Here is a 22,470-nt window from a genome sequence, read left to right on the forward strand (position 1 = left end):
TTTGAGGAATGTTTAAAAGGTGTTTAGTTGATGCGCATTCAATTGAATAAAGTTTTGGTTTTTATAGCCTTATTAAGTTTCATTTTTGCATCATATTCTAGCGAAGCAAGTTCGGCGAGTGATGAATTAAAGGGTATACAAGAAACGGTAAAAAATTTTATTTCTTCATTTTCAGTTAAAGATACTGTAGAAAATATGAGTCCTTCAACAATCATAGGGTTGTGTATAGCTGCAGTGATACTTGCAGTAGTGTTCAGAGGTCTAATCTTTTTTATGATAATGTTTGGTGTACTGGTCCTGATGTTCGGTAGTACAGAAAAGGCAACAGACTACTTAAAAGAAAAATTTAACTTTACAAAAGATATAAAATTACAATCCGATAGCGAAAAAAAAGATAAAAATTAAGATAGTATTTTTATCTTTTTTAATTATCTTTATTGAATACGCATATGCAGTTAAAAGTACCAACAGTTAACTCTAAGCTTAAAAAAAAGAACAACTTAGCATTACTAGAAAGCATTGATTTAGATTTTGTTCCTTATGCTTGTCATTACGATGAAGAAACCATACTCACAAAACAGGGAGAATTGTTAAAAATAATCAAGTTAGAAGATTATCCTTCTGTTGATAACTACAGCGACCTCAGAACTGAAATTAGAAAAAGCATATCAAAAAATATTAATAGCCTGTATTTTACCGTTTGGATTCATACCGTTAGAAAGCGCAATAAACTGAGCTTGAAATGGAATAAAACTGAAGACTTCTCTGACAACCTACATTCAACGTGGTTTAATAAACTAACTGATAGTAAATTACAGTATATAAATGAACTATACATTGTAATATTGTTTAGCGATTTTGGCAAGCATACTAATAATTCGTTTTTTTTCAATAGAATAAAGAATAAGCATAAGTTGTCTTTACAAGAAAGCCATCAGGAGTTGCAAAAGATAACTGACGTAATTCAAAATGATTTAGGACCTTTTGGAGCTAAAAAACTGAGTCTAAGGTTTAGTGAAGGTAAAATATATTCTGAAATGATAGAATTTCTCCACTATATTGTTACATTAACGCACAAAGATTATCCAATACATGAAAGGGACCTGTCGCAATATATTAGAAATTTTAAAATAGCTTTTGGTTTCAATACGTTTCAAACAATATTTGAAAATCAACAGAAATTTGGCTCTATTTTCAGCATAAAAGAATACCGGGAAATCTCTTTAGGTAATATAGATAGATGCTTGCAGCTTGAATCTGAATTTATCATTACAGAAATAATGATATTTACTAGTAATAACAAAGCAATAAAAGAATTTAAAAAACAAATCAACATGCTGCAAATTAGTGAGGATAATACCTTACTTAAAAGCTCAGGAATTGAAGAAATAATAGAGCTTGAAAAGACCTCTAGTATAGACTTCTGCCAACAGAAAATTATTTTTACAATATTTGCAGATGATAGGAATAAGTTAGCTGGAAGTATTAGTGATTTATCTTCTATAATGTCATTAGTTGGCTTCATGATGTTTAGAACTGATTTACATATGGAAAGTCATTTTTGGGCACAACTTCCAGGCAATTTTGCTTTTATTACGCAACCGAAAAATATCTTAACAAAATACGCTTGCAGCTTTGCTATGCTGCACGATTTTACGTCAGGTACATTAAAAGGAAGAAGGTGGAAAGAAGCGGTAATGATTTTTTTCTCAAAAAAAGGAAATCCTTACTTCTTTAATTTTCATGGAAAAAGAAATAATGGCCATACTACGATACTCGGAGCTCCAAATTCAGGCAGAACTTCACTCATTAATTTTCTATTATCAGAATCAAGAAAGTTTAACCCAAGAATTGTCATATTGGATAACACTGGAAAATCAATAATTTTTACTAAAGCAGTGAGTGGTAAATATTACATAATCGATCCAAAATATAAGGACAAAAGCCTAAAATTTAATCCACTAAACATTGAAGATAGTGCTTCCAATCGCAATATGTTGGTTGAACTGATCAGAAGAATGGTAGCCGATACGAGCTTGGTGGACGTAGAAGAAAAGATAAGAAAAATTGTGGATTCTATATTTGCTATACCCAAGGAATCACGTTCTATTTCACAAATTTCTGAGGTGCTCTTGCTCCTTGGGGGTAAGATAAGTAGATGGTGTGACGATGGTGACTTTGCTTACTTATTTCAAGATGGTGATGAATCAGATATTGACTGGGAAACAAAAATTATATCTCTCAACACCGCAAACCTTACAAAACAAAAGGAATGTATGTCCGTGATACTTTACTATTTTTTATATTCTTTTGAGGCAAAATGTGATGGCTCGCCTGCAATACTTGTTTTGGATGAAGCATGGGAGATAAGTAATATTTTTCCTACAGAGAAAGAGTTTGATAACTGGATGCAAAGAATGACGGAACTAAATGTTGTAGTAATCCTAAGTACTGAAAATTTAAATCTCGCATTTGCTAGCAAATTTACTCAATATTTAGATAAACATGTTGATACAAGAATCTTGATGCCGAACGTCAATGCAAATAGATTATACATGAAAGCATTTTCTTTATCAAAAGAGGAGCTGAATATAATTCTGCAGACGCCAACACAGGAAGGTTTATTTTTGATAAAACAGTACAAAGGATTAGTAACCTTAAATCTGGATTTGAAGGATATGCAAGAAATACATGTACTTTCAGCTAACAAAGAGACTATAAAGTATATGTATGAGGCAATAAAAGAAAAAGGAGAAGAAGTTAATGAGTGGTTACCGGTATTTTATGAGAAGTGTAAAGCTTAATTTCTTATTGATATTTTTTTTGATACTTGGTCTTTCGTATCAAGGATATGCTGATTGTCCAACATTTGTAGAAAGTAATACTTGGTGGGGAGCAATAGTTGGTGGAGATTGGGTAAAGGAAATTAAGGTGCAAGCAATAAAAGATCAAGGAGTTGATGGTTACTTTAATCCCAAAATTAGAGTATGTGCTTATGATGGACAAAGTTATTGTTATGGCTTACAAAGTGGGGAATCCTGCCGCCAGATATATGGAACGCAAGGTACAGGAGCTGGAGTTTCTGCTGCAGCTTTTATCGACTGGGAAGGAGATAAAACAAAAGCTGGAGGAGAAATTGCTCGGGGTCTTAAATGGGAATGGGCAGACGGTGTTACTGATGAGGAAAAAAGAAGATTCGCTAACTCTCCTAAAATATGTGCTTGCAGTCAAAAAGGGGCTTGTATGTCAGGAATTTCTTCATGTGGTTCTAGAGTATTTTCGGGTGAGAATATTTTCCGTCCTGGGGAGATGGAAAAAGTCTGTGATACCTGCTACCAAACGGCAGTAAAATGTGCTCCTGTGCCACTTGCACCTAGCCCCCCTCCATTCTGTGAACAACTTGCGATGTCACCTCCACAAGTTAGAATTGTTCCTATAACAAATGAAGATAATGATTACTTCGATCCAAGAGTTGGGGTGATAATTAGCGGACTGGAGGAAAGAAAAGAGTTAGGTTTTCCACACGTTGTTTCAAATAATGAGAACATTCCAAATCACTCATATACTGTTACAGATAAGGATACTCACTATTACTTCAAAACCTATAGAAAAAAGGGCCAGCTCTGCGCTGAATACCATGGAACTCAAAGTATAGACAAAAAAAATCCACAGTTCGTCCGCTGTTTCCCGGCACCACCTGCTCCAGAGCCTGAGATAGTGAAGGTAGCAAATGAAAACACGCTAGAAATAAAAATGAAGATGAGCGAGAGCACTTGTACTTATAGAGCACATGGAGTCTACAGCAATGGTGTCTGTACTTTCAATGTTATCACTAATTCTACTAAGAACATCGGCCCTCTATCTTTAAAAGTAGTAAAACCAGCAATAGTAGCAAAAACGACTGACAGTAGTAACACAAAAAGTTACATTGATAATATTATAGAAGGTATATTAGAAAGTAATCCGCAACAATTTAAAGTTCTGAAAGAATATGGCTATGTTCCTGATATTGAAACGGAATGTAAAGAGTTTCAGGGGAATAAGTGCAAATTGAACAACTTAGGACAACCAGAAATAGAAGTAAAGTATAAAGGAAATTCTAACAGTAAAATGCTTTGTCTTTCTGGATGGCAGCCAGAACCAGAGGAGTTTGTTCTTGAAAGAGAAGGTAAGGTAGTACCACTAAAATCAATGGGAACAAAATATATTGAATACAATTCTGTTTATTCAAAAGAATCAAATCAGTTCTATTATCTTCCAAGCAAGGAAATAGGTGACCTTTTGAAAAGACCTCAAAATCAGTTGGATAAAATAATGTTTAATAAGCAAGGGTATGTTTTCTTCCCTGACGACAATAAACAGGAAAAGGGGAAATGCAGTTACTGTGTAAAAAGAAATGATAAGATAGACGATGCATTTAAATCTAATAAAGGACTGAAAGTAGTATACAAATTGACGGATGTAGAGCATAGAGAAAAATGTAATCAAGGTGACGATGGCTGCATCTGCTTTAATGGAACATGCAGCCGTTCAACACGATATGTAGACAAAGAAAACACCCAATCTTTTTATACAAAGATTTCACAAGATGCAAATGGCGTTGTCACGCAACAAGAAGCACCAATTAAAGCAAACAGAACAGAGGTTTTTTACGCTGATAAATTGTGTAGGTTCGATTTAGAAGGTCTCAAAGAGAAATTAAAAGAGATAATCAAGGAACAACTGGAAAATCAGGAACAAGAATTTGAAAAAAAGAGCGAAGAATCCTATGGTTTTGGAAGTGGAGATTCTGATATGGAAATAACTGGCCATGTTGAAATAGAAGTATGGGGAAGTGGTGAAGCAGGTCATATAAAAGATACACCTATTGACTGCAAACCTCTTACATGTTCCACTGAAAGTAGAGCAGGAATACCAGGGGATTATATTAAAGCTAAACTGAAAGTTGATCCTCATTATCCTGTAATTACGGTGAAAGGTACAGAGGGAGGAGGTAACCAGGAACAGCACTCCTCAGATAAGGACGGAGGACCTATGTTTATAAAAATGTGTAGTTTAGACAGACAGAGTTGCAGGGAATTAATCACCATTGCAGGTGGAGGTAAGCATAGAGTATACGGTGGTAAGAGTTATAAGGAAACAGTAATTCATGGAGAGAGTTTAGAGTTAGAAAAAAGAATCAGGACAGCAAATGAATCGGAGTCTACTGAAGATAATAGAATAGCATATATAGAAAATGGTGAAATCAAGTATGAAACAATAAAGTGTAGCAGTGGTTTTAGAAGCAATAAACCTGGTGCAGGTGGTTGCATTGATAAAAGCAAAGGAATTTATGGTAAAGGCTCTGCAGGGTATGTGAAGATAACGCCTATCATAAAGGGATTTGACAAAAACATAATCAATGATATTACTGAAGGAATTATGAAAAATCGACATGATCTCGGGAAGGTTAGGGATTTTTTAACGGGTAATTTTGACACGAATACAATTGAGATAATTATAGAGAAACTCAAAAAAGAATTGTTAAGGTAAAAAGATATAACTCTGAAAATTATGCTCTCGTTTTAATAATTAATTAAAGTAAAGCATGTAGTAAATGGTGTAATTGCTGTATCTTAACAAAAAGGTATAACGAATGTAAGAGGAGGGTGCTTTATGTCTCTAAAGAATAAAATTTCTGAGTTAATAGAACAACAATTTAGCATTAAATACCATGACAATTATTTGGCTTACGCTATACATAAGTGGGCTGCAAGCGAAATATCTAATTCTATTGCTTTTTGCATAATTGGTTGTGGAAATTGCAAGATTGGATATCAAGATGCTGCAAATTCGTTCAACATAACAAAAGAAGAAATTGAACAAGGCAATATTGCAAGCATAGAAAGTAAAATAAAAAATGAAGCTGAAAAATCAGGTAGCGAGTTTTCTGAGTTGATTTCTAGAATGGATCAATCGCTAAAAGAGCAGAGTGAAAAGTCTATTGTACAAATTTTAGATTCATCCGCTGAGGAGATGTTAAGGAGTTTCTGTGATAGCCCTGTACAGTCTCCAGAGCATGAAGAAGTCAGTGCATCCTCTGCTTCACATGAAGAGCATGCTACAGAAGGCCTAGAAACTAGTGTTAATTCAGATCTTTTGTCAACCTAATCAACCCCATATATATGTTTTTTTTGTACCCATGCTTTGCGTTTTGGGGTGGAAAGAAAGCACCATTCTTCGTTGCATTTTTCTATCTTCATCACAACAAACTTGTCTATTTTCATAGTAATCTTGCTGTCTACACTCTGTTTTTGATATCCATAAGTATCTTCTTTTACAATCGCGTAGCGCTTATCACTAAGAAGATTGCCTTTTATCCATCCGCAGTCTTCATCTATATCGCAGACCTTTTTCCAACTCTCAAACTCTTCTATCACTTTCAGGGGCAGATTTTTGCAAGTGTATATCCATTTTACAGGATAGTGAAACCCTGGCCCCGTTCTCATGTTGATCTTATTTGATTTGGTTGAAACAAAGTTGTTAGCAAACAAGCTATGGCTAAATAATAAAAACAATAGGATAATAGTACTGAACCAAGATCCCAGTGTCACGCACTGGGATAACGTGAGGGATAGTGTAACAGACTTATTCATCATAATTCACGATTAGGTTGACATAAGATAAAGAGTAAATTAAAAATTGAATAGATCTTTAAATGCAAAATCAATGCCTATAGAAATATTAATGCCTGCTCTTTCACCAACAATGAGCAAAGCTGGAGGAAAAATTGTAAAGTGGCATAAAAAAGAACAAGACAAAGTTGAAGTAGGCGACGTAATTGCTGAGATAGAGACTGATAAAGCCATAATGGAGTTTGAATCTATAGATGAAGGAGTTTTAGCAAAAATTTTAGTAACAGAAGGAACAAGTGGCGTGCCTGTAAATCAACCAATAGCTTTAATGCTGGAAGAAGGAGAAGATGAAAGTGCACTTAACAACTATACTTCAACTTCCATCAATAGTGCAGTTAAAAAGGAAGTGACAAAAAGTGCTGTTGATAATCAAAAATCAGAACACCAAGATTTAAACGGAAAGCCAATAAGTCATTCTTCGGTGTCATTCCAGCGCGTGACGCTGGAATCCAACCCCTCAATGTCATCCCAGTGCTTGACACTGGGATCTAGAAAAGAAGAATGGATCCCAGTGTCAGCTACTCAGATGACAGAGGGTTATGCAGAAGGTAGAACAAAAATAAGCCCATTAGCTAAGAAAATAGCTCAAAATGAAGGGGTTAATGTGCAGCAATTAAAAGGTACAGGACCATATGGTCGCATAATTAAGGCTGATGTGTTGGAGTTTTTAGGCAGTGGTATACACACTGAAAGTCCTGAGAAAGATACCATAGTTGAAGTAAGCAACATGCGCCAAGTGATAGCACAGCGCCTGACTGAATCAAAACAGAATGTTCCACATTTTTATTTAACTGTAGACTGCCAGGTTGATAAGTTAATATCGTTAAAAAACGAGATTAACTCAGCAGATGAAAACAATAAAGTAACAATTAATGATCTAATCATAAAAGCTGCAGCTTTCAGCATGAAAAAATTTCCTGATATAAATTCTTCGTGGATAGATAATAAAATACTGAGATATTCAAATATAGATATTTCAATCGCTGTGGCACTTGAAGATGGGCTAATTACTCCTATAGTAAAAAATGCTGATAAAAAGGGTATTTTATCTATATCAAAAGAAGTGAAAGATTTAGTAAGCAGAGCAAGATCTGGAAAATTGAAACCTGAAGAGTTTCAAGGAGGAGGGTTTACTATCTCCAACTTAGGGATGTTTGGTATAAAAGCCTTCAGTGCTATAATCAATCCGCCGCAATCTTGCATTATGGCAGTTGGTGCATCTAAAAAACAACCAATTGTTATGAATGAGAAAATAGAAATAGCAGAAATAATGACAGTAACGCTCTCTGTTGACCATAGAGCAGTTGATGGGGCACTCGGAGCAAAGTTTTTAAATGCCTTTAAGCATTATATAGAGAATCCTCTGGTGATGCTTATTGAAACTGCGGTAATCTATTAGCATTGTTATTACAAAATTAATACCTCTAAGTTTATACTTTTATTAGTTAATAGGTTTAGAGGTAAAAAAATGAATACTACAGTAGAAAAAAATAATCCAAAAATTTTTCCTCAAAATGAAGGAAAGATTAACTCAAAAGGCATGGTTGCTCCACCTGTTCCTCCAAAATCTTCCCAAGTTAAATTTGCTGGAATAAGAGCAATTTTTGAGCAAAATGCATCTCATTTCCAAGCAAATGATAGTAATAAAACAGTGAGTAGCAATCTTGGAAGAACATTTGGCTCAACAATGCAAAAACTCATGGAAGACAACATTCATAGCACTCCTAACAAACAACGCCGCAATTCAGGGGATAGTGGTATCAGTGATATTAGTAGCAGCACTTCTGATGATGAGGATAGAACAATAAAAGATAAAATGATGGAAAATGTTAAGCAGGATAACCATCAAAAAAGCTTTGATTTACATAAAGTACAAGCAACTGATGAATTAGAAACCGTAAAATTTCTCAAAACGCTAAGCAAGAAAGAAAGAGAAAAACTTGGTTTTTCTCCTAAACAGCAAAATAACCAAAAGGTTGAGACTAGCAAAAAAACTTATAATCCACTTGATTGGAATCCAATCTATCAAGGTAAAAAGCTCTTTAGCTTAGGCAATATGTCGAGTAATTCGTCTTCATGTAGTGAAAAAAGCAATATTTCAGATGTAAGCGATAAGTCTAATAATTCAAACATTGTTAGATGTAATATTACTAGGAGTAACAGTAAGGAAGACCTTCGTAAACCTGATGCTTCACATAATGACAAATCTGCAGGTAAAAAATTATCTAATGTCAATGTAAGCGAATTAATCAGAAAGTTTGAACAAGGTAATGACATAGTAAAAGGGCGTTAATCAAATGTTACCCTATCTTTGTATATGTAAAGGTAGGGTATCTTTTCAAAATAGTATATCCTTTATAGCTTTGTTAATTTTTGACTCCCTCTCTGCAAAAGCAGTTTCTAGAGAGGTTTTAAGTTTTTCCCATTCTTCTTGACCATTTAGAACTAAAGATTTATATTCATTTTCAATTTTTTCCAATGCTCTTTGATATGAAAAACCTAATTCCTCATATATATCAATATTTATCGATTGCAGTATTACCAAAAATGAAAACAAATTCGGATCAGGTAATTCTTCTCTTGTGTGATTCAGAAGACACAGCTTTATTTTTTTTACGCAGTATTCTATTGTTTTTAACGATAGTGACAGGCTTTCTGCATAAAATATAAAACTATCTACAATCAAATTTTTTGACTTTTTCGGCAATTTAATATTTTCAAATAGTTCTTTTGTAAATTTTTCTATCGGTTGTTTTGGCAAATGTAAAGAGAGATCAGTAAAAGATTTTAGGTCAAAATTTGGTCCAAGTATTGTGCTGATTGCTCTTTGTACATTACTCTTATCTTTACTTACAGAAATAATGAAAACCAGCCCCTCCACATCAAGCATATACTTTATAGATTCCAAAAAATCGACAACGAATTTAGGACGGCACACATCAAGATTATCCACCATTATATAAATGTTTTTGTCTTTTCTGATTTTATTAACCACATCCGCTAACTGTGTTTTAAAATCTCTAGTACTCTCTTTTCTTCTTTGGAGAAGACTTAATTCACTCAAGACAAAACCTATGTCTTTTTTATCAGCCTCTTTTGCAGCATCAAGAAATACTGAAAGCATAGCAAGTGGAGATTTACTGATCAGCTTTCCTAGTGTGTTTAGAGAAAATAGCTCTTGGTTTATGTTCTTGAACTGTTGTATAACACTTCTTTTTACTTTATACGATACAAATAAATCTTCAAATAGGAAATTTAAAAAAGAAGGCAGTGGTTGGTCCAATGCATTGATATCCCATGCACTATAATAAGCTGCAATTTCATTTTGCTGTTTTAACTCTTTTACCCATTCTTTCAAAAAAAACGTCTTGCCCCATCCATCATATCCTTCCAAAGATATTATTGTAAAAGACTGATCAATTGTTTTAATTATAGTGTTGAATTTACCTGAAAATTGCTTATAGTTTAGGTGGTCATTTTCCCAAGCCACCACTTTAAGTGGTGGCACTATTTTTTTCTTTTTGAATGTTATTAGCGATATAAGTTTTTTTAAGCACATGTCTTATTTTATATTTAACTCATATTCTTGTCTTGAAGTAAGTGCTATCCTCAGCGTTCCTTCATCAAGATAGTCAATTTCTCCGCCCATTGGTATGCCGCAAGCAAGGCGTGATATTTTCACATCCAAATTTTTTAGCAATTCAATTATATATTGTGCAGTAACTTGGCCCTCTAATGTCGGATTAATTGCGATAATTATCTCTTCAATTTTAGACTCTGTCACTCTTTTCAGAATAGTGTCAAGGTTGAGTTCTTTTGGACCTATGCCATTTATTGCAGACAATCTGCCACCCAAAACATGGTATAAACCTGAATATATATTTCCTTTTTCAAACGCCCATAGATCACCTAATTCTTCTACTACACACAGTAACTTAGTGTCACGTTTTGGGTTAGTACAAATAGAACAAGGTGACTTAGTATCTAGATTTCCGCAAACTTCACACTCTATTATAAGATCTGCTAGCTCTTTAATCAAAGATGCAAGTGGTAGCATAACTTTTTCTTTGTTTTGGAGTAAATGTATAACTAACCTGCGTGATGATGATGGCCCTAAACTTGGCAATTTAGAGAAAGCATGAACTAGATTCTTTATGTTAACGTTCATTCAATAAATTCAGAATAGGCAGTCAAATGGTAACATCAAACCCTTTGTAAAGAAAGTGGTAAGTTTCTCTTGATCCCACTTTGATCAGCTATAGAAAAAATTTTTTACTTTAACGAAAAAAATTACTTCCGCACACTTAAAGCCTGATTATAATAGACTTCTTGCATAACCCAAACTAAGTAGAAAAAAGGTATCATCCAAGTAGCTGACACTGGTTCCTTTATGACGGCAGTACCTTCTCCTGTCATCCGAGTAGCCGACTACTTGGATCCAGGAAATTTAACTCTACCAAGTAAATGTACAATAAGAACTAGATTCCAGACTGGAATGACAGCAGTCCTACGTCATACCGCGATTCATTCTCGGTATCTCTAGATCCCGCTAACAAGTAGCGGGATGACGGTTGTCAGGCTAGCTGTCATCCCAGTGCCCAGACACTGGGATGGCTTTGTTGCATCGCTACTTATGAAAGGCTAACTATAGTTAGGATTATAAGCAACCTATTGAAAATCTTGTTTTTTTGCAATCAATCTGATCAAATTTAAGAATAGTAATTTATTATTTATATTAATAAATTTAATTCTATTGAAAATAGCTAAAGCATTGAAATTCTTGAATTTTAGCCGGATTAGTGAGTGGTAGTGAAATTTCTTTTACTCAAATTTAGGTATTCACTGACCGTTCTTGTTATAAATACCAGAATAATAAGCTACTGATATTCTCTACCTTTTTTATCTTTATCCATCATAGCTAGCGATGCAACAAAGCCCACTGGGATCCAGAAATTTTAATTGTAAGTAAGCATACTGGGTTGATAAGTATAAAAGTAGCTAGAAACGCGAATTCTGGACTAAGGAAGGAAGAAAGTATAGGAAATAGAAGGCTTTTTGGATTTGATGGAATAGGAAATGAGAGTAGAAAAGATATGAACCAAAAAATTAACAGGGGATCTATGGCGAGTGTGTTCAATTTCTAGTCTATTTTTTAGGTAACCAAAAACAGTCTCAATGATAGACCTTTTTCTCAGTAAAATCTTCTCATTTAGCGAAATTAATGCATTTTTCATACCTTTTTTCACCTTGGTAACAAGTTTCAAACCTCGGTCAAACAGCTTCTGAAAAAGCTCTTTTGCAATATAACCTTTGTCACCAAACAAAAGGCCGGTTAATTTTCCCGTCAGATTTGGCACAGGTATCCTATCATCAACATTGCCTTTTGTTAGCGTAAGTGCATGAATTTCACCATTTTCATTGATTACCATATGTAATTTGAAACCAAAAAACCAGCCGTAAGTACTCTTGCTTAATTTTGCAATTCCAGCAAAAACTTTGTTTTTGGATATTCTTTTTGCATGACAAACTGCAATGGGAGTTGTGTCTATATATGAAATTCCAGTGTTTTCTGACTGTCCACAAAGCCAATGCAACAACATTGCTAAATGCCACAAAACCCTAGGCTTTAGAGCAACAAACCTGGTATATGAAGGCAACTTTGGAAACTCTGATTTGTAGAGCAACGTTAGGTAATGTAGGTAGAAAGTTTTGAAATTTTTACACGGAGATTGTTGATATAGCAGGATTATTGTCATGATTTCGGAGTGCTCAATTTCCGTTATTCTTGTGGGTTTTTTACCATTTGGCAGTAGTTTACCTGCAAAATTTTTCTCTATATCTCTGCAAAAATCATCGACCAAACAAAACAGTTTTGTTATATCTTCCATGGGTAACCTCATCTATTTTTTTATAACTGCTGAGTTTACCCTGTTTTCTTGCCTTTTCTATTCTCCTTTAATCCAGAATTCGCGTTAGAAAATAAACATTTTTGATGAGATTATATGGAAAACTGGATGCCAGTGTCAAGCACTGGCATGACACCCTTCACGGACTTTTAAATTACTTTAGCTATAAATATTAAGAAGTTTACCAAATGAAAAAAAAGGCAAAAGAAGCCCTGGGGTTATTATCCGCTTTAAAATATTGGCGTTTTTTATGTTTTAAACGCTTGACAAGCGAGATTCAGCCGCTTTTAATTGCAACTAACTTACGCTGCAAATGTTTAAGAAATTTACTAAGCAGAAAAAAAGACAAAGAATCCCCGAGTTAGCTAGTCTTTTACTATCTCTGTCGAGTATTGGCATTTTTTGATGTCTTGTAACGCTTTATAAGCGCGTTCAGCTTATTTAGATAAAAACCTAGATGTAGATGAAGTTTTGTAAAGACATACAGTATCTATATACTGCAAAAAATTGAACATAAGACGCCGATACATTAAGTAATCCTTACCTTTTAATCTGCAGATTGGCGAAAGCAAATACAATAGCTTCAGTTTCATGATAAGGGGGCTGGCGGAGGGTATCAAGCAAGTTTTTTCGTTTCTATGTTGTCAGCTACTTGGATGACGCCAATCTGAGTTAACTACACCAACTCACATTCAGCAAAAAAGAAAGCTATCTCCTTACGAGCATTTTCTAGACTATCCGAGCCGTGGACTCTATTTTCACTAATATCATCAGCAAAATCACCCCTGATTGTGCCTTTATCTGCCTGCTTTGGATTGGTAGCTCCCATGATTTGTCTGTATTTACTTACTGCATTTTCACCAACTAAAACTTGAACTACCACAGAACCAGAGGTCATAAACTCTACTAATTCCCCAAAAAAAGGCCTATCTTTATGAATTTCATAAAACAGCTCTGCTTGTTTTTTTGTTAGTAACATCATTTTTTGTGCTGTGATTTTCAGCCCAGATTGTTCGATGTAGGAATTTATATTGCCTGTAATATTATTTTTTACTGCATCAGGTTTTAAGATTGAAAGTGTCTTCTCAATTGCCATATTATTTCCTTATATAGAATAGTACATTTATAGATTTATTTTATTACAAATTTTAATTTCATAGAAGTGATTTTTTATCTATAATTAAGGACAAATCATCAAGGAGGTATTGTATGGGTAAATGTTGTAAAAATAACACTACTAAACAAGCTGAATCTACTACTAAAAAATTAGTAAGTAACTTTAAGTCATCGCTTTTGTGTGGAACAAAAGGGTTTTTGACTTTTAGTCTGGCATTTTTAAGTTATTTGGAATATAGTTCACATCATAATACAAAATTAAAAGAAGGTGCTGTCTTTGCAATGAAAAGAAACACTATTCCATTTCTTGAAATGACAATCATAGCACCGCTTGTTTGTTTTGCACTGCCAGCTATGCTAGGCAGTATGAGCCTCATGCAATGCGCACTTTTATGTGCTGCCTTAATGATTGCCACATGTTTTATTGTCAGAACTTTTCATCTGCGTGAGAAGTTAATGGAAAAAATCACTAACCATAGTAGAAAAGAAATAGACGCGGAATTTAAGAAAGATACTATAAAATTTCCTATTTTTGATCAAAATAGAAAACACATCGAGTATAATTCGCCCAATTCAGGGCAACCACTGAATGAAACGAGTAGCACCTCTCTTTTCGTTAAAGTTTTACTTTTCCCTCTAAAGGTTCTTTTGAAGGTCCTGCAAAGTTGTATAATGCTATCTTTAGCTGCTGTTGAACTTCTTGAAACCGTGCCAAGTTTTTGTGTTGATCTGTTTTTTGATAGAAGTTTTGAATCCACACAGAGTAACATGCAGAGATTTGGCCACTTATTGTATGCAAATGTGAGAAATTTAGTGCCTATAACTAAATTTGATGAGTGTGTAGCTAATTTTATAGGTACCCCGAAAGTAACTTGTTGTAGTAGTGCGTAGGTGAAAAAGGCAGTTATCTTATTTAATCTTGGCGGGCCTGATTCACTAAATGCGGTCCGTCCTTTTTTATTCAACCTTTTTTATGACAGGAGAATAATCAATCTACCGAATCCCTTTCGGTTTCTTTTAGCAAAGTTTATATCTGCGAAACGAGAAAATACTGCACGAAAAATATACGAGGAAATTGGAGGTAAATCGCCAATTCTAGAGAATACAAAAATGCAAGCTAATGCTTTAGAACTAAAATTAAATGAAAATAGAAACCATGTACACAAGGTATTCATCTGCATGCGCTATTGGCGTCCATTTGCTGACGAAGTTATTGAAAGTGTAAAACAGTTTGATCCTGATGAAGTGATTCTGCTGCCACTGTATCCACAATATTCAACTACCACAACTCTGTCATCCATCGAGAATTGGCAAAAAAATGCTAAACGGTATGGCCTAAAATGCAATACAAAAATGATTTACCGTTATTATGATAACCAAGATTTTATTGAAGCTCACGCTAATCTGATAGCTAAGTACTATAAATTGGCTAGCAAAATCGGTAAACCAAGAGTCCTATTTTCAGCCCATAGCTTACCTCTTAGTATTATTAAAAAAGGCGACCCTTACGCTTCACAGGTAGAAAGAAGCGTAGAGTTAATAGTAGAAAAGTTAGCTATTAATAACTTAGATTGGTCAATATGTTATCAGAGTAAGATTGGTCCTGTAAACTGGCTAGAGCCAAGCACTGAAAGTGAGCTATTACGCGCAAAAATTGATGGTGTACCTGTAGTTCTATCACCTATATCTTTTGTTTCTGAGCATTCAGAAACTCTAGTTGAACTTGATATAGAATATAAAGCAATTATCAAGGATGGATATTACTTTCGCGTGCCAACTCTCAGTGCCGATTCTTTGTTTATTAAATGCTTGGCTGATTTATGCATAAATCTCCCTTAAAGCCCTGATTTATAGTGCTTTTCTTTTAGGATTTTATGTGATAGAATAACAGAAAGTTATTATTTTATTAACTATTTCATGCCAAGCAAGCTAAAAGAAAAATCAAATACGGTTGCACAAAAGGTACATGATGCTTATAATCATGATATCAGGAAGGTAATCTGCATCACAACAGGTTTAACAGCCCTATTGTGTAAGATTTCACTGCAATTTTGCTGCGAGTTCATTGACAATAATAGATCCAATATCTTTCTTATACGGAATGTTGCTCGACTAGTAAAGTTTCCGACATCTATTCTATACATTGCCCATCCTGCATTTACTCTACAGGATCTAATTAAGGATTACAGAAACCCTGAGAGTAAAAAAGAGCTGGCAAAAATTGTGGGTAAATCGGCTAATCTTGCAAGCAGCATCATAGAAGCATTGATGATGTTGAAAGTCATCCATTTTTTTACTAGGAGTAATGCAGACGTAATAAGTCACATTCACTTAACATCAACGATCCTATTTCTGTTTATTTCGGAACCTATAAGCTACTATTATTCATGGAGAAAATACCTAGATAATAAGGATCATGAAAAGTCTGCTGAGTGTAAGAAGGACCTTATTATCAGCACATTAACTTTGTCATTAGGTTTGTTAAACTTCATATTAAAAAGAATGGAGACTGCAACCATACCAATAAACTTAGGTAATGGTATAATCTATAATTTCAACTTAAGCGTAACAGTTAGCATAATATATAGTGCAGTATTTCTGGCAGTTCAGCTTGACAAATTGTTTCAACAACCTGTCAATGATGATCCTTCCACTGAACTTGATAGTGCTGGCCATAACCATATTCAGCACGGTAATGATGGTAATGATCTGCCCGATGGTAACGCTGTGGGAATGTAAGGGTTAGAGGTGAAAAGATTTTATTTCTACTGCCAACGCTAGTACTGCTAATTTGCTAACAATACTCCAAAGTGACAGAATTTTACCTTCCACAACCTGGCTAACATCATGAAACTCACAGTCAGTGGCATTCAAGCTAGAATATACATCTTTTCTGCTATTACATCGGTATAAGTAACATGTTGGAGTATCTCCTATATAGTATATTAGCGGTTCTGCAGAACTGCTTTTAAACATGTCAACGGTTGGTACACCTTCTTGTATAATAACGCTATTGATTGCTATTCCTTCTTTTATCTTTTTCATTTTATGACGCTTTTTTTTATTGAGGTTTAATATTTCCTCTCCACTTGTTGCTGTTATAATGCCCATCCCATATGTACCATTGCTTGCTTTGATAAAAACGTAAGGTTGTGTTTTTATTTCATATTCCTCATATTTTTTTTGCACTAGAGATAATATTTGGTCAACTTTAGTTGCTACTGCTCCTAGTGACAAATCATCATCAAAATCAACTCCATCACAGCTCTCTGTAAGCACAGAAATTAGCCATGGGTCTATTTTAAATTCGCCACAAAACTCAGATGCTAATTCTTGATAGATTTCAAAATACTTAAATTTCTGCCTGCTATGCCAACCGTATAGTGGGCTTGGTACTATATCTTGCTTTACGTCTTTCAGCGTGTCTGGAATGTGGCTCGTCATATCACGGTTCAGTATAATAACATCAGGCACAAATCCTGAAGTTGTCTTTAGCAGAGAGTTTTCTTTCACAACAGTTTCATACTGTTCTATTAAATTGTATACTTCATTATGTAAAAGGCCAATTCTAGTTTCAAAACCTGCGAGTTGCAGTACTTTCTCTATAACAAATACGTTTTCTATATACATTTTATTGCGTGTATAATTTTCCGGTATTATAAGAACCTTTTTGTATTGGTGTCTTTTAAAGTAGCTTTTTATCAATCTTGCTGCCATTGTTCTTGATTCTTCACTTAAGTTATTGAATCCTGCAGGAAATAAATTAGCGTCCACTGGGGCAATTTTGTAGCTGGAGTTTCTAAGATCTATAGAGCTATAAAATGGCGATGTAAGGCCATTAAATTTTGCTTCGAACCAATTATTTATACTTTTTTCCAAATCTGGGTGAATTATGTTTTGCATCTGCACTTTAAATGTTATAAGGAAGGTATTATATTATAAGCTATAGTTGAACATATTTAGTAAATTTGACTAAAGATTAAAGTATAATGAGATTCTTATTTAAAGTGATAGAAAAATGATTCAACACGATAACAATAAAATGTATGGCACTACTATATTATCAATTAGAAAAGATAAAAGTGTAGTAGTAATAGGTGACGGGCAAGTTTCACTGGGCCACACTGTTATAAAATCTGGAGCAAAAAAAGTTAGGCGTCTTTCTGGTGATTCCGTAATTGCTGGATTTGCCGGGGCAACAGCCGACGCATTTACTCTTTTTGAAAGATTAGAATCTAAACTTGACAGGCACCCAGGGCAATTAATGAGAGCATGTGTTGAACTTGCAAAAGACTGGAGAATGGATAAATATCTGAGGAAATTAGAAGCTATGATGATCGTTGCAGATAAATCTATTTCATTAGTAATTACGGGAACAGGTGATGTTCTTGAACCTGAAGATGGAGTCGCAGCTATTGGCTCTGGGGGAAATTTTGCTCTATCTGCAGCAAGAGCTTTAATTGACATTAAAGGAATATCAATAGAGGAAATTGCGAAAAAGGCTATGAAGATAGCTGGCGATATATGTGTTTATACAAATCATAATGTAGTTATTGAAAAGATAGAGGAGTGATATGTCTTCCAAGCAAAAAACTTTATGCACCAATTTTTCCAATCAGCCCATAACCCTTTCAGAAGGGCGGTCTTGTAGTAGTGACACCTACGATGAAAAAGATAACCTCTATAAAGATACTAAGAGTGGTTTTGATTCAAATGACAGCGATGTTCAAGTTAATGACAGCACTCAAGTTTTGTTAGATGACCTGCCACCACAGAAGATAGTTAAAGAATTGGACAGATTCATAATCGGACAGGATGATGCAAAGCGTGCTGTTGCTATTGCGCTCAGAAATCGTTGGCGTCGCAATCAGGTTCCATTTCCATTGCGTGATGAAATCATACCTAAGAATATATTGATGATCGGTCATACAGGGGTTGGTAAAACTGAAATAGCTCGTCGCTTAGCAAAACTTGCCGGTGCACCGTTCATAAAAATTGAGGCAACGAAGTTTACTGAAATAGGGTACGTTGGACGTGACGTTGATTCGATAATACGCGATTTAGTTGATGCAGCAATAGTTTTAGTTAAAGAGAAAGCCCGTAAAGCCTTAGCTAAAAAGGCTTTAATTTTAGCTGAGAAAACAATAGTAAACTCTATGGTAGGCGAAAATGCAACCGAAGAGAGTAAAAAAATTTTTAGAGAAAGGTTTAGGAATAAAGAGTTTGAGGACGGAGAAGTTTCTATTAACGTCAGAGAGAGCAAGAGTATGTTACCTACTTTCGATATACCAGGTATGCCAGGTGGGCAAGTTGGTGTGATGAATGTAACAGAAATAATGGGCAAGATGTTTAACGGGAGCAAAAAAACAAAAACTATTACGGTGAAGGTAAAAGAAGCGCGTGAAATATTAATTAATGAAGAAAGTGAAGGGCTAATGGATGAAGATAAGATAATCAAAGAAGCCATTGATCTTGTTAGTAATGACGGTATAGTATTTTTGGATGAAATAGACAAAATTGCAGCGCGTACAGAAGTAAAAGGTGAAGTAAACAGAGAAGGAGTGCAACGCGATCTGTTACCATTACTTGAAGGAACAACTGTTACAACTAAGTATGGCCATGTAAAAACAGACTATATATTATTTATTGCATCTGGTGCTTTTCATCAGTCTAAACCATCTGACCTCTTACCGGAATTGCAGGGCAGATTACCGATCAGGGTAGAACTTAAGGCACTTACTCAAGAAGATTTAATAAGAATATTAAAGGAACCAGAATCTAGTTTGTTAAAGCAGTACATAGCTTTAATGAAAACAGAAAATGTGACACTTGAGTTCACTGATGATGGTATAAAAACCATAGCTGAAATAGCGTTTACAGTTAATAGGCAAGTGGAAAATATAGGCGCAAGAAGGCTTCACACTGTTATGGAGAAGCTTTTAGATGAGATAAGTTTCATTGCTTCTGAGAAAAATAGCGAAAAATTCATTATAGACAGCAAGTATGTAAAAGATAAACTTGAGTCAATTTCGAAGCAGCTTGATTTATCTAAGTTTATACTTTAGGAAAAACGAAAAGCCTACTTTAAGTAGTATAGAAAGTGTTCAGCCAATGGCGTCAACTTAAGAACTTTCATTAGCAAACTCTCCTAAAGACATGATGGCGTTTGGGCTTATCTACCTTATCGCGGCTATACAATCGTCCCGGTCGGATTTTAACTTTAGCGCGTATACTTGCTCTATCAAAAAGGGCTTGAAAGTTTTTTGGCGCAATAAGTACCTGATAGAGTTTCTGCCTCATTACACCAAATAAAACCGAAAAATTTAAACGATACTCAGCAATTTGATCTGGATTCCAAGGCCCTTGTGCATCACACATATGAAGCGACAATATATTACACATGACTAAGTTTGCCCAAAATTCTTGTAATACAGCCTCTAAATTTACGCCAGAAAAATTCTCTAACTCTGCACCTATTTTGAGTCGTTTATAGCACTCCTCTATATGCCACCTTAATACATAAGCTTTGCTGATATCTTCCAAAGTAAATTTTTCTCGATCAAAAAGTGAAGTAACCAATACCTCTGTTTCTCCGTTGGCTAATGTCAGCACTATTACTCTTACTTTCTGTCCTTTCATTTTATTTTTTAGCTTTTCATTTTCTAATATAAAATCGAAATCTAATTCTCCAGATGCAATTCGTTCCCATAGCTTGCTATAATTTCTTTTTTGCAAGCGAAAAATAAAATCTACTTCCAAATCATAATGCTGCTGAATGAATTTTACTGAAGACGATCATAGATAAATAATAATTTCTTTTGATTTAATGAACGCATTTGAGTGATAACTTCGGGTAATTGCTCTTCCGCCAACGTTTGTTCACCTATATTCCAAGCCGCAAGACGAGCACTACAAATCAGCGAAGTACACAAATCAACAAACAAATTGCCAATGGTGGCATTATACCTGTTGTTCCATTTGGTTTAAAACGGCCAAACTCGGATACAATTTCTTCAGAGCTCGGTAATCGAATACCAGAACCATCTGCTGCAATAAGCCTATAGCCTCTCCAACTCAGGCTCATCTTGATAGGCTGTTTGGATGCTTAAATTCTTTAAAACCTGTATGACAAATCTTATATCTTGCTTTAGAAAAAGCTTGCTTTGAGGGTACATGTCAATGGCTCCATAAGTTCACATTCTATTCCCAAACTTTTTTTAACTAACTTTAAAATCATAGAAAATACTGTCGAAAAAGGAAGTTTTCTTGTTCGTGTAAAACTCAACACAATGGATTCTCTGAAAAGCTTTCGAGTATATTATATTTTTAATTTGTAGAATAAAATTTTTTCCTTTTTGTTTGGTAGAAGTCATAGTTTTAAATCCTCCTGATTAAGTTTTATCGCTATGACTCCCCCACCAGAACCGTGCTTGCAGCTTTCCCGCACACGGCTCCACAATGTAGTATTCACAGCATTTCCTATTTTGTATATAATGAGTAGCATATTCTTGGTTTTGGTAATGGATTAACTTGTAGATAGTGTATAAATTGCTTTGAATTCATACTCTTCTTCTGACTACGTCGGTTTATCCATTTATACGCTAGCTTGATTACCCGCCAGAAGAATTTATTCAACCACCGGTAATTTCCGCTAACTCCGAAGTAGTTATAGTGTCCTGTTAGTTTTGCTTTAAGTATTGACCACCAATCTTTAAGGTGAACTTTATTTCGGATCTTTTTCACCCATTCTTTGATTTCTTTAAGTTTTCTAGATAGATTTTCTTTCGAGGTTTTATGACCTACCATTACTCTACCTTTACGACTCCTTGTACCATAATGGGTGAATCCTAGAAAGTTGAAACTTTCCGTTTTTCGTTTCTCCCTTATTCCTTGTTGCCACTCCTTTTTGCCAAACTTTACTATTCTTGTTTTGTCTTCAGATATTTCCAGTCCAAATTTTCCTAGCCTTTGTTTCAGTGACTCTAAGAGTTCTCTAGCATCTTTTTCTCTTTCGCAGCAAATCAGGTGATCGTCTGCATACCTAACTAGCTCCATATAACCTTTAGATCTTAGCTTGAATTTCTTTTCAAACCACAAATCCAGCACATAATGCAACTATATATTAGCTAGTATAGGACTTACTATTCCCCCCTGAGGTGTGCCTAGTTCAGTTGCTTCATAATGTCCTGCTTCGACTACTCCTGCCTTAAGAAATCGTTTTACTAACCACAGTATGTTTGGGTCTGTTATCCGTTCTCTCAAGCATCTCATTAGCCATTTGTGCTGGACATTATCAAAGAATTTCTTGATATCAACTTCTACTACATAGTTAGTTGGTCTGTACATAACTGCTTTATTTAGTGCATTTACCGCTTGATGACAGCTTCTACCAGGACGAAAACCATATGAGTTATCCAGAAAGTTAGCTTCATAAATATTTTCTAATATCTTCTTCAGCATTATCTGGACTAACTTATCTTCTGTAGACGGTACTCCAAGCCCGCGTTTCTCTTTGCTTCCAGCTTTTGGTATATATACTCTTTTCACTGGTTGCGGTTGATATCGCTTTCTTTTCATACTATCCACCAGAGTGTTGAGCTTCTCTTCAAGATTTTCTCCATAAGCTTCTACTGTCACCTGGTCTATACCGCATGCTTTGTTATGCTTTAGCTCTTTATAACATTCAGCAAGATTCTCTGCGTTTATCAGATGAATTAACGATTAAATTTCAATCGTTTATCTTGCCTGGCTCTTACTGCTATCTGATTTAGTTT

At 34.8% G+C, this 22,470-nt stretch carries 17 protein-coding genes and 2 pseudogenes; 11 read left to right on the top strand and 8 right to left on the bottom strand.

Annotation, left to right across the window (positions count from 1 at the left end):
- Positions 1 to 30 precede the first annotated feature (30 nt).
- From NL281_RS02415 to NL281_RS02430, 4 genes are all read left to right on the top strand, one after another.
- Complete coding sequence (locus NL281_RS02415) at positions 31 to 405, top strand: hypothetical protein (RefSeq protein ID WP_253303543.1); 375 nt, start codon at positions 31 to 33, stop codon at positions 403 to 405.
- A gap of 44 nt (positions 406 to 449) precedes the next feature.
- Positions 450 to 2,804: a VirB4 family type IV secretion/conjugal transfer ATPase gene (locus NL281_RS02420; protein ID WP_253303544.1), complete on the top strand. Its 2,355-nt coding sequence runs from the start codon at positions 450 to 452 to the stop codon at positions 2,802 to 2,804.
- Positions 2,785 to 5,532, top strand: coding sequence for a hypothetical protein (locus tag NL281_RS02425; protein ID WP_253303545.1), 2,748 nt, complete (start codon positions 2,785 to 2,787; stop codon positions 5,530 to 5,532). Before NL281_RS02420 ends, NL281_RS02425 begins: the two co-directional genes overlap by 20 nt.
- A 123-nt stretch (positions 5,533 to 5,655) precedes the next feature.
- Positions 5,656 to 6,150: a WBM0748 family T4SS-associated protein gene (locus NL281_RS02430; protein ID WP_253303546.1), complete on the top strand. Its 495-nt coding sequence runs from the start codon at positions 5,656 to 5,658 to the stop codon at positions 6,148 to 6,150.
- On the opposite strand, the gene NL281_RS02435 is transcribed toward NL281_RS02430, so the two are convergent.
- Complete coding sequence (locus NL281_RS02435) at positions 6,147 to 6,533, bottom strand: SH3 domain-containing protein (RefSeq protein ID WP_253303547.1); 387 nt, start codon at positions 6,531 to 6,533, stop codon at positions 6,147 to 6,149. The two genes, NL281_RS02430 and NL281_RS02435, sit on opposite strands and share 4 nt — an antisense overlap.
- A 175-nt stretch (positions 6,534 to 6,708) precedes the next feature.
- Here NL281_RS02435 and NL281_RS02440 point away from each other — a divergent pair, with 175 nt between their 5' ends.
- The gene (locus NL281_RS02440; RefSeq protein ID WP_010963079.1) at positions 6,709 to 8,073 is read left to right on the top strand and encodes a pyruvate dehydrogenase complex dihydrolipoamide acetyltransferase; all 1,365 of its coding nucleotides are present in this window, start codon (positions 6,709 to 6,711) and stop codon (positions 8,071 to 8,073) included.
- Positions 8,074 to 8,142: 69 nt separating this feature from the next.
- Positions 8,143 to 8,967, top strand: coding sequence for a hypothetical protein (locus NL281_RS02445; RefSeq protein WP_253303548.1), 825 nt, complete (start codon positions 8,143 to 8,145; stop codon positions 8,965 to 8,967).
- Positions 8,968 to 9,012: 45 nt separating this feature from the next.
- On the opposite strand, the gene NL281_RS02450 is transcribed toward NL281_RS02445, so the two are convergent.
- The 4 genes from NL281_RS02450 to ndk form a co-directional block, all read right to left on the bottom strand.
- On the bottom strand, positions 9,013 to 10,233 hold the full coding sequence (locus NL281_RS02450; RefSeq protein WP_253303549.1) for a KAP family P-loop NTPase fold protein: 1,221 nt from the start codon (positions 10,231 to 10,233) through the stop codon (positions 9,013 to 9,015).
- A 3-nt stretch (positions 10,234 to 10,236) separates the two neighbouring features.
- Positions 10,237 to 10,842, bottom strand: a complete 606-nt coding sequence (gene recR, locus NL281_RS02455; RefSeq protein ID WP_010963080.1) for a recombination mediator RecR — start codon at positions 10,840 to 10,842, stop codon at positions 10,237 to 10,239.
- An 850-nt stretch (positions 10,843 to 11,692) separates the two neighbouring features.
- Positions 11,693 to 12,562 carry an IS982 family transposase gene (locus NL281_RS02460; protein ID WP_253303228.1) on the bottom strand — a complete coding sequence of 290 codons (870 nt, stop codon included), beginning with the start codon at positions 12,560 to 12,562 and terminating at the stop codon, positions 11,693 to 11,695.
- A gap of 694 nt (positions 12,563 to 13,256) precedes the next feature.
- Positions 13,257 to 13,676 carry a nucleoside-diphosphate kinase gene (gene ndk / locus NL281_RS02465; protein WP_182309846.1) on the bottom strand — a complete coding sequence of 140 codons (420 nt, stop codon included), beginning with the start codon at positions 13,674 to 13,676 and terminating at the stop codon, positions 13,257 to 13,259.
- Positions 13,677 to 13,789: 113 nt separating this feature from the next.
- Between ndk and NL281_RS02470 the strand changes: the two genes are divergently transcribed.
- The 3 genes from NL281_RS02470 (at position 13,790) to NL281_RS02480 (ending at position 16,435) form a co-directional block, all read left to right on the top strand.
- Positions 13,790 to 14,587 carry a hypothetical protein gene (locus tag NL281_RS02470; protein ID WP_253303550.1) on the top strand — a complete coding sequence of 266 codons (798 nt, stop codon included), beginning with the start codon at positions 13,790 to 13,792 and terminating at the stop codon, positions 14,585 to 14,587.
- Entirely contained in the window at positions 14,588 to 15,535 is a 948-nt protein-coding gene (hemH, locus tag NL281_RS02475; protein ID WP_236514410.1) for a ferrochelatase, read from the top strand.
- A 78-nt stretch (positions 15,536 to 15,613) separates the two neighbouring features.
- Positions 15,614 to 16,435: a hypothetical protein gene (locus NL281_RS02480; RefSeq protein WP_253303551.1), complete on the top strand. Its 822-nt coding sequence runs from the start codon at positions 15,614 to 15,616 to the stop codon at positions 16,433 to 16,435.
- Positions 16,436 to 16,438: 3 nt separating this feature from the next.
- Here NL281_RS02480 and gshA read toward each other — a convergent pair whose 3' ends face one another.
- Complete coding sequence (gene gshA / locus NL281_RS02485; protein WP_253303552.1) at positions 16,439 to 17,599, bottom strand: glutamate--cysteine ligase; 1,161 nt, start codon at positions 17,597 to 17,599, stop codon at positions 16,439 to 16,441.
- Positions 17,600 to 17,714: 115 nt separating this feature from the next.
- Between gshA and hslV the strand changes: the two genes are divergently transcribed.
- Both hslV and hslU read left to right on the top strand, forming a co-directional pair.
- A complete protein-coding gene (hslV, locus tag NL281_RS02490; RefSeq protein WP_253303553.1) occupies positions 17,715 to 18,269 on the top strand; it encodes an ATP-dependent protease subunit HslV in 555 nt (184 codons plus the stop codon).
- Between the two features lies 1 nt (position 18,270).
- Positions 18,271 to 19,761 (top strand): ATP-dependent protease ATPase subunit HslU, encoded by a 1,491-nt coding sequence (hslU, locus tag NL281_RS02495; protein WP_253303554.1) that lies wholly within the window; start codon positions 18,271 to 18,273, stop codon positions 19,759 to 19,761.
- Positions 19,762 to 19,831: 70 nt separating this feature from the next.
- Here the strand turns inward: hslU and NL281_RS02500 are convergent.
- Together NL281_RS02500 and ltrA are read right to left on the bottom strand one after the other, a co-directional pair.
- A pseudogene (locus NL281_RS02500) lies at positions 19,832 to 21,069 on the bottom strand (IS4 family transposase).
- Between the two features lie 106 nt (positions 21,070 to 21,175).
- A pseudogene (ltrA, locus tag NL281_RS09125) lies at positions 21,176 to 22,273 on the bottom strand (group II intron reverse transcriptase/maturase).
- Positions 22,274 to 22,470: the final 197 nt, after the last annotated feature.

Origin of the sequence: Wolbachia endosymbiont of Phyllotreta cruciferae (genome assembly GCF_918697765.1) — a bacterium.
GTDB classification, from domain to species: Bacteria; Pseudomonadota; Alphaproteobacteria; order Rickettsiales; family Anaplasmataceae; genus Wolbachia; species Wolbachia pipientis.

Bases quoted from the DNA above. Each gene is read 5' to 3' on its own strand.
- NL281_RS02480 (WP_253303551.1), top strand. From the start codon at position 15,614: ATGCCAAGCAAGCTAAAAGAAAAATCAAATACGGTTGCACAAAAGGTA.
- hslU (WP_253303554.1), top strand. From the start codon at position 18,271: ATGTCTTCCAAGCAAAAAACTTTATGCACCAATTTTTCCAATCAGCCC.
- NL281_RS02430 (WP_253303546.1), top strand. From the start codon at position 5,656: ATGTCTCTAAAGAATAAAATTTCTGAGTTAATAGAACAACAATTTAGC.
- recR (WP_010963080.1), bottom strand. From the start codon at position 10,842: ATGAACGTTAACATAAAGAATCTAGTTCATGCTTTCTCTAAATTGCCA.
- gshA (WP_253303552.1), bottom strand. From the start codon at position 17,599: ATGCAAAACATAATTCACCCAGATTTGGAAAAAAGTATAAATAATTGG.
- NL281_RS02450 (WP_253303549.1), bottom strand. From the start codon at position 10,233: ATGTGCTTAAAAAAACTTATATCGCTAATAACATTCAAAAAGAAAAAA.
- NL281_RS02425 (WP_253303545.1), top strand. From the start codon at position 2,785: ATGAGAAGTGTAAAGCTTAATTTCTTATTGATATTTTTTTTGATACTT.
- NL281_RS02415 (WP_253303543.1), top strand. From the start codon at position 31: ATGCGCATTCAATTGAATAAAGTTTTGGTTTTTATAGCCTTATTAAGT.
- NL281_RS02420 (WP_253303544.1), top strand. From the start codon at position 450: ATGCAGTTAAAAGTACCAACAGTTAACTCTAAGCTTAAAAAAAAGAAC.
- hslV (WP_253303553.1), top strand. From the start codon at position 17,715: ATGATTCAACACGATAACAATAAAATGTATGGCACTACTATATTATCA.
- NL281_RS02470 (WP_253303550.1), top strand. From the start codon at position 13,790: ATGGGTAAATGTTGTAAAAATAACACTACTAAACAAGCTGAATCTACT.
- NL281_RS02440 (WP_010963079.1), top strand. From the start codon at position 6,709: ATGCCTATAGAAATATTAATGCCTGCTCTTTCACCAACAATGAGCAAA.
- NL281_RS02445 (WP_253303548.1), top strand. From the start codon at position 8,143: ATGAATACTACAGTAGAAAAAAATAATCCAAAAATTTTTCCTCAAAAT.
- ndk (WP_182309846.1), bottom strand. From the start codon at position 13,676: ATGGCAATTGAGAAGACACTTTCAATCTTAAAACCTGATGCAGTAAAA.
- NL281_RS02460 (WP_253303228.1), bottom strand. From the start codon at position 12,562: ATGGAAGATATAACAAAACTGTTTTGTTTGGTCGATGATTTTTGCAGA.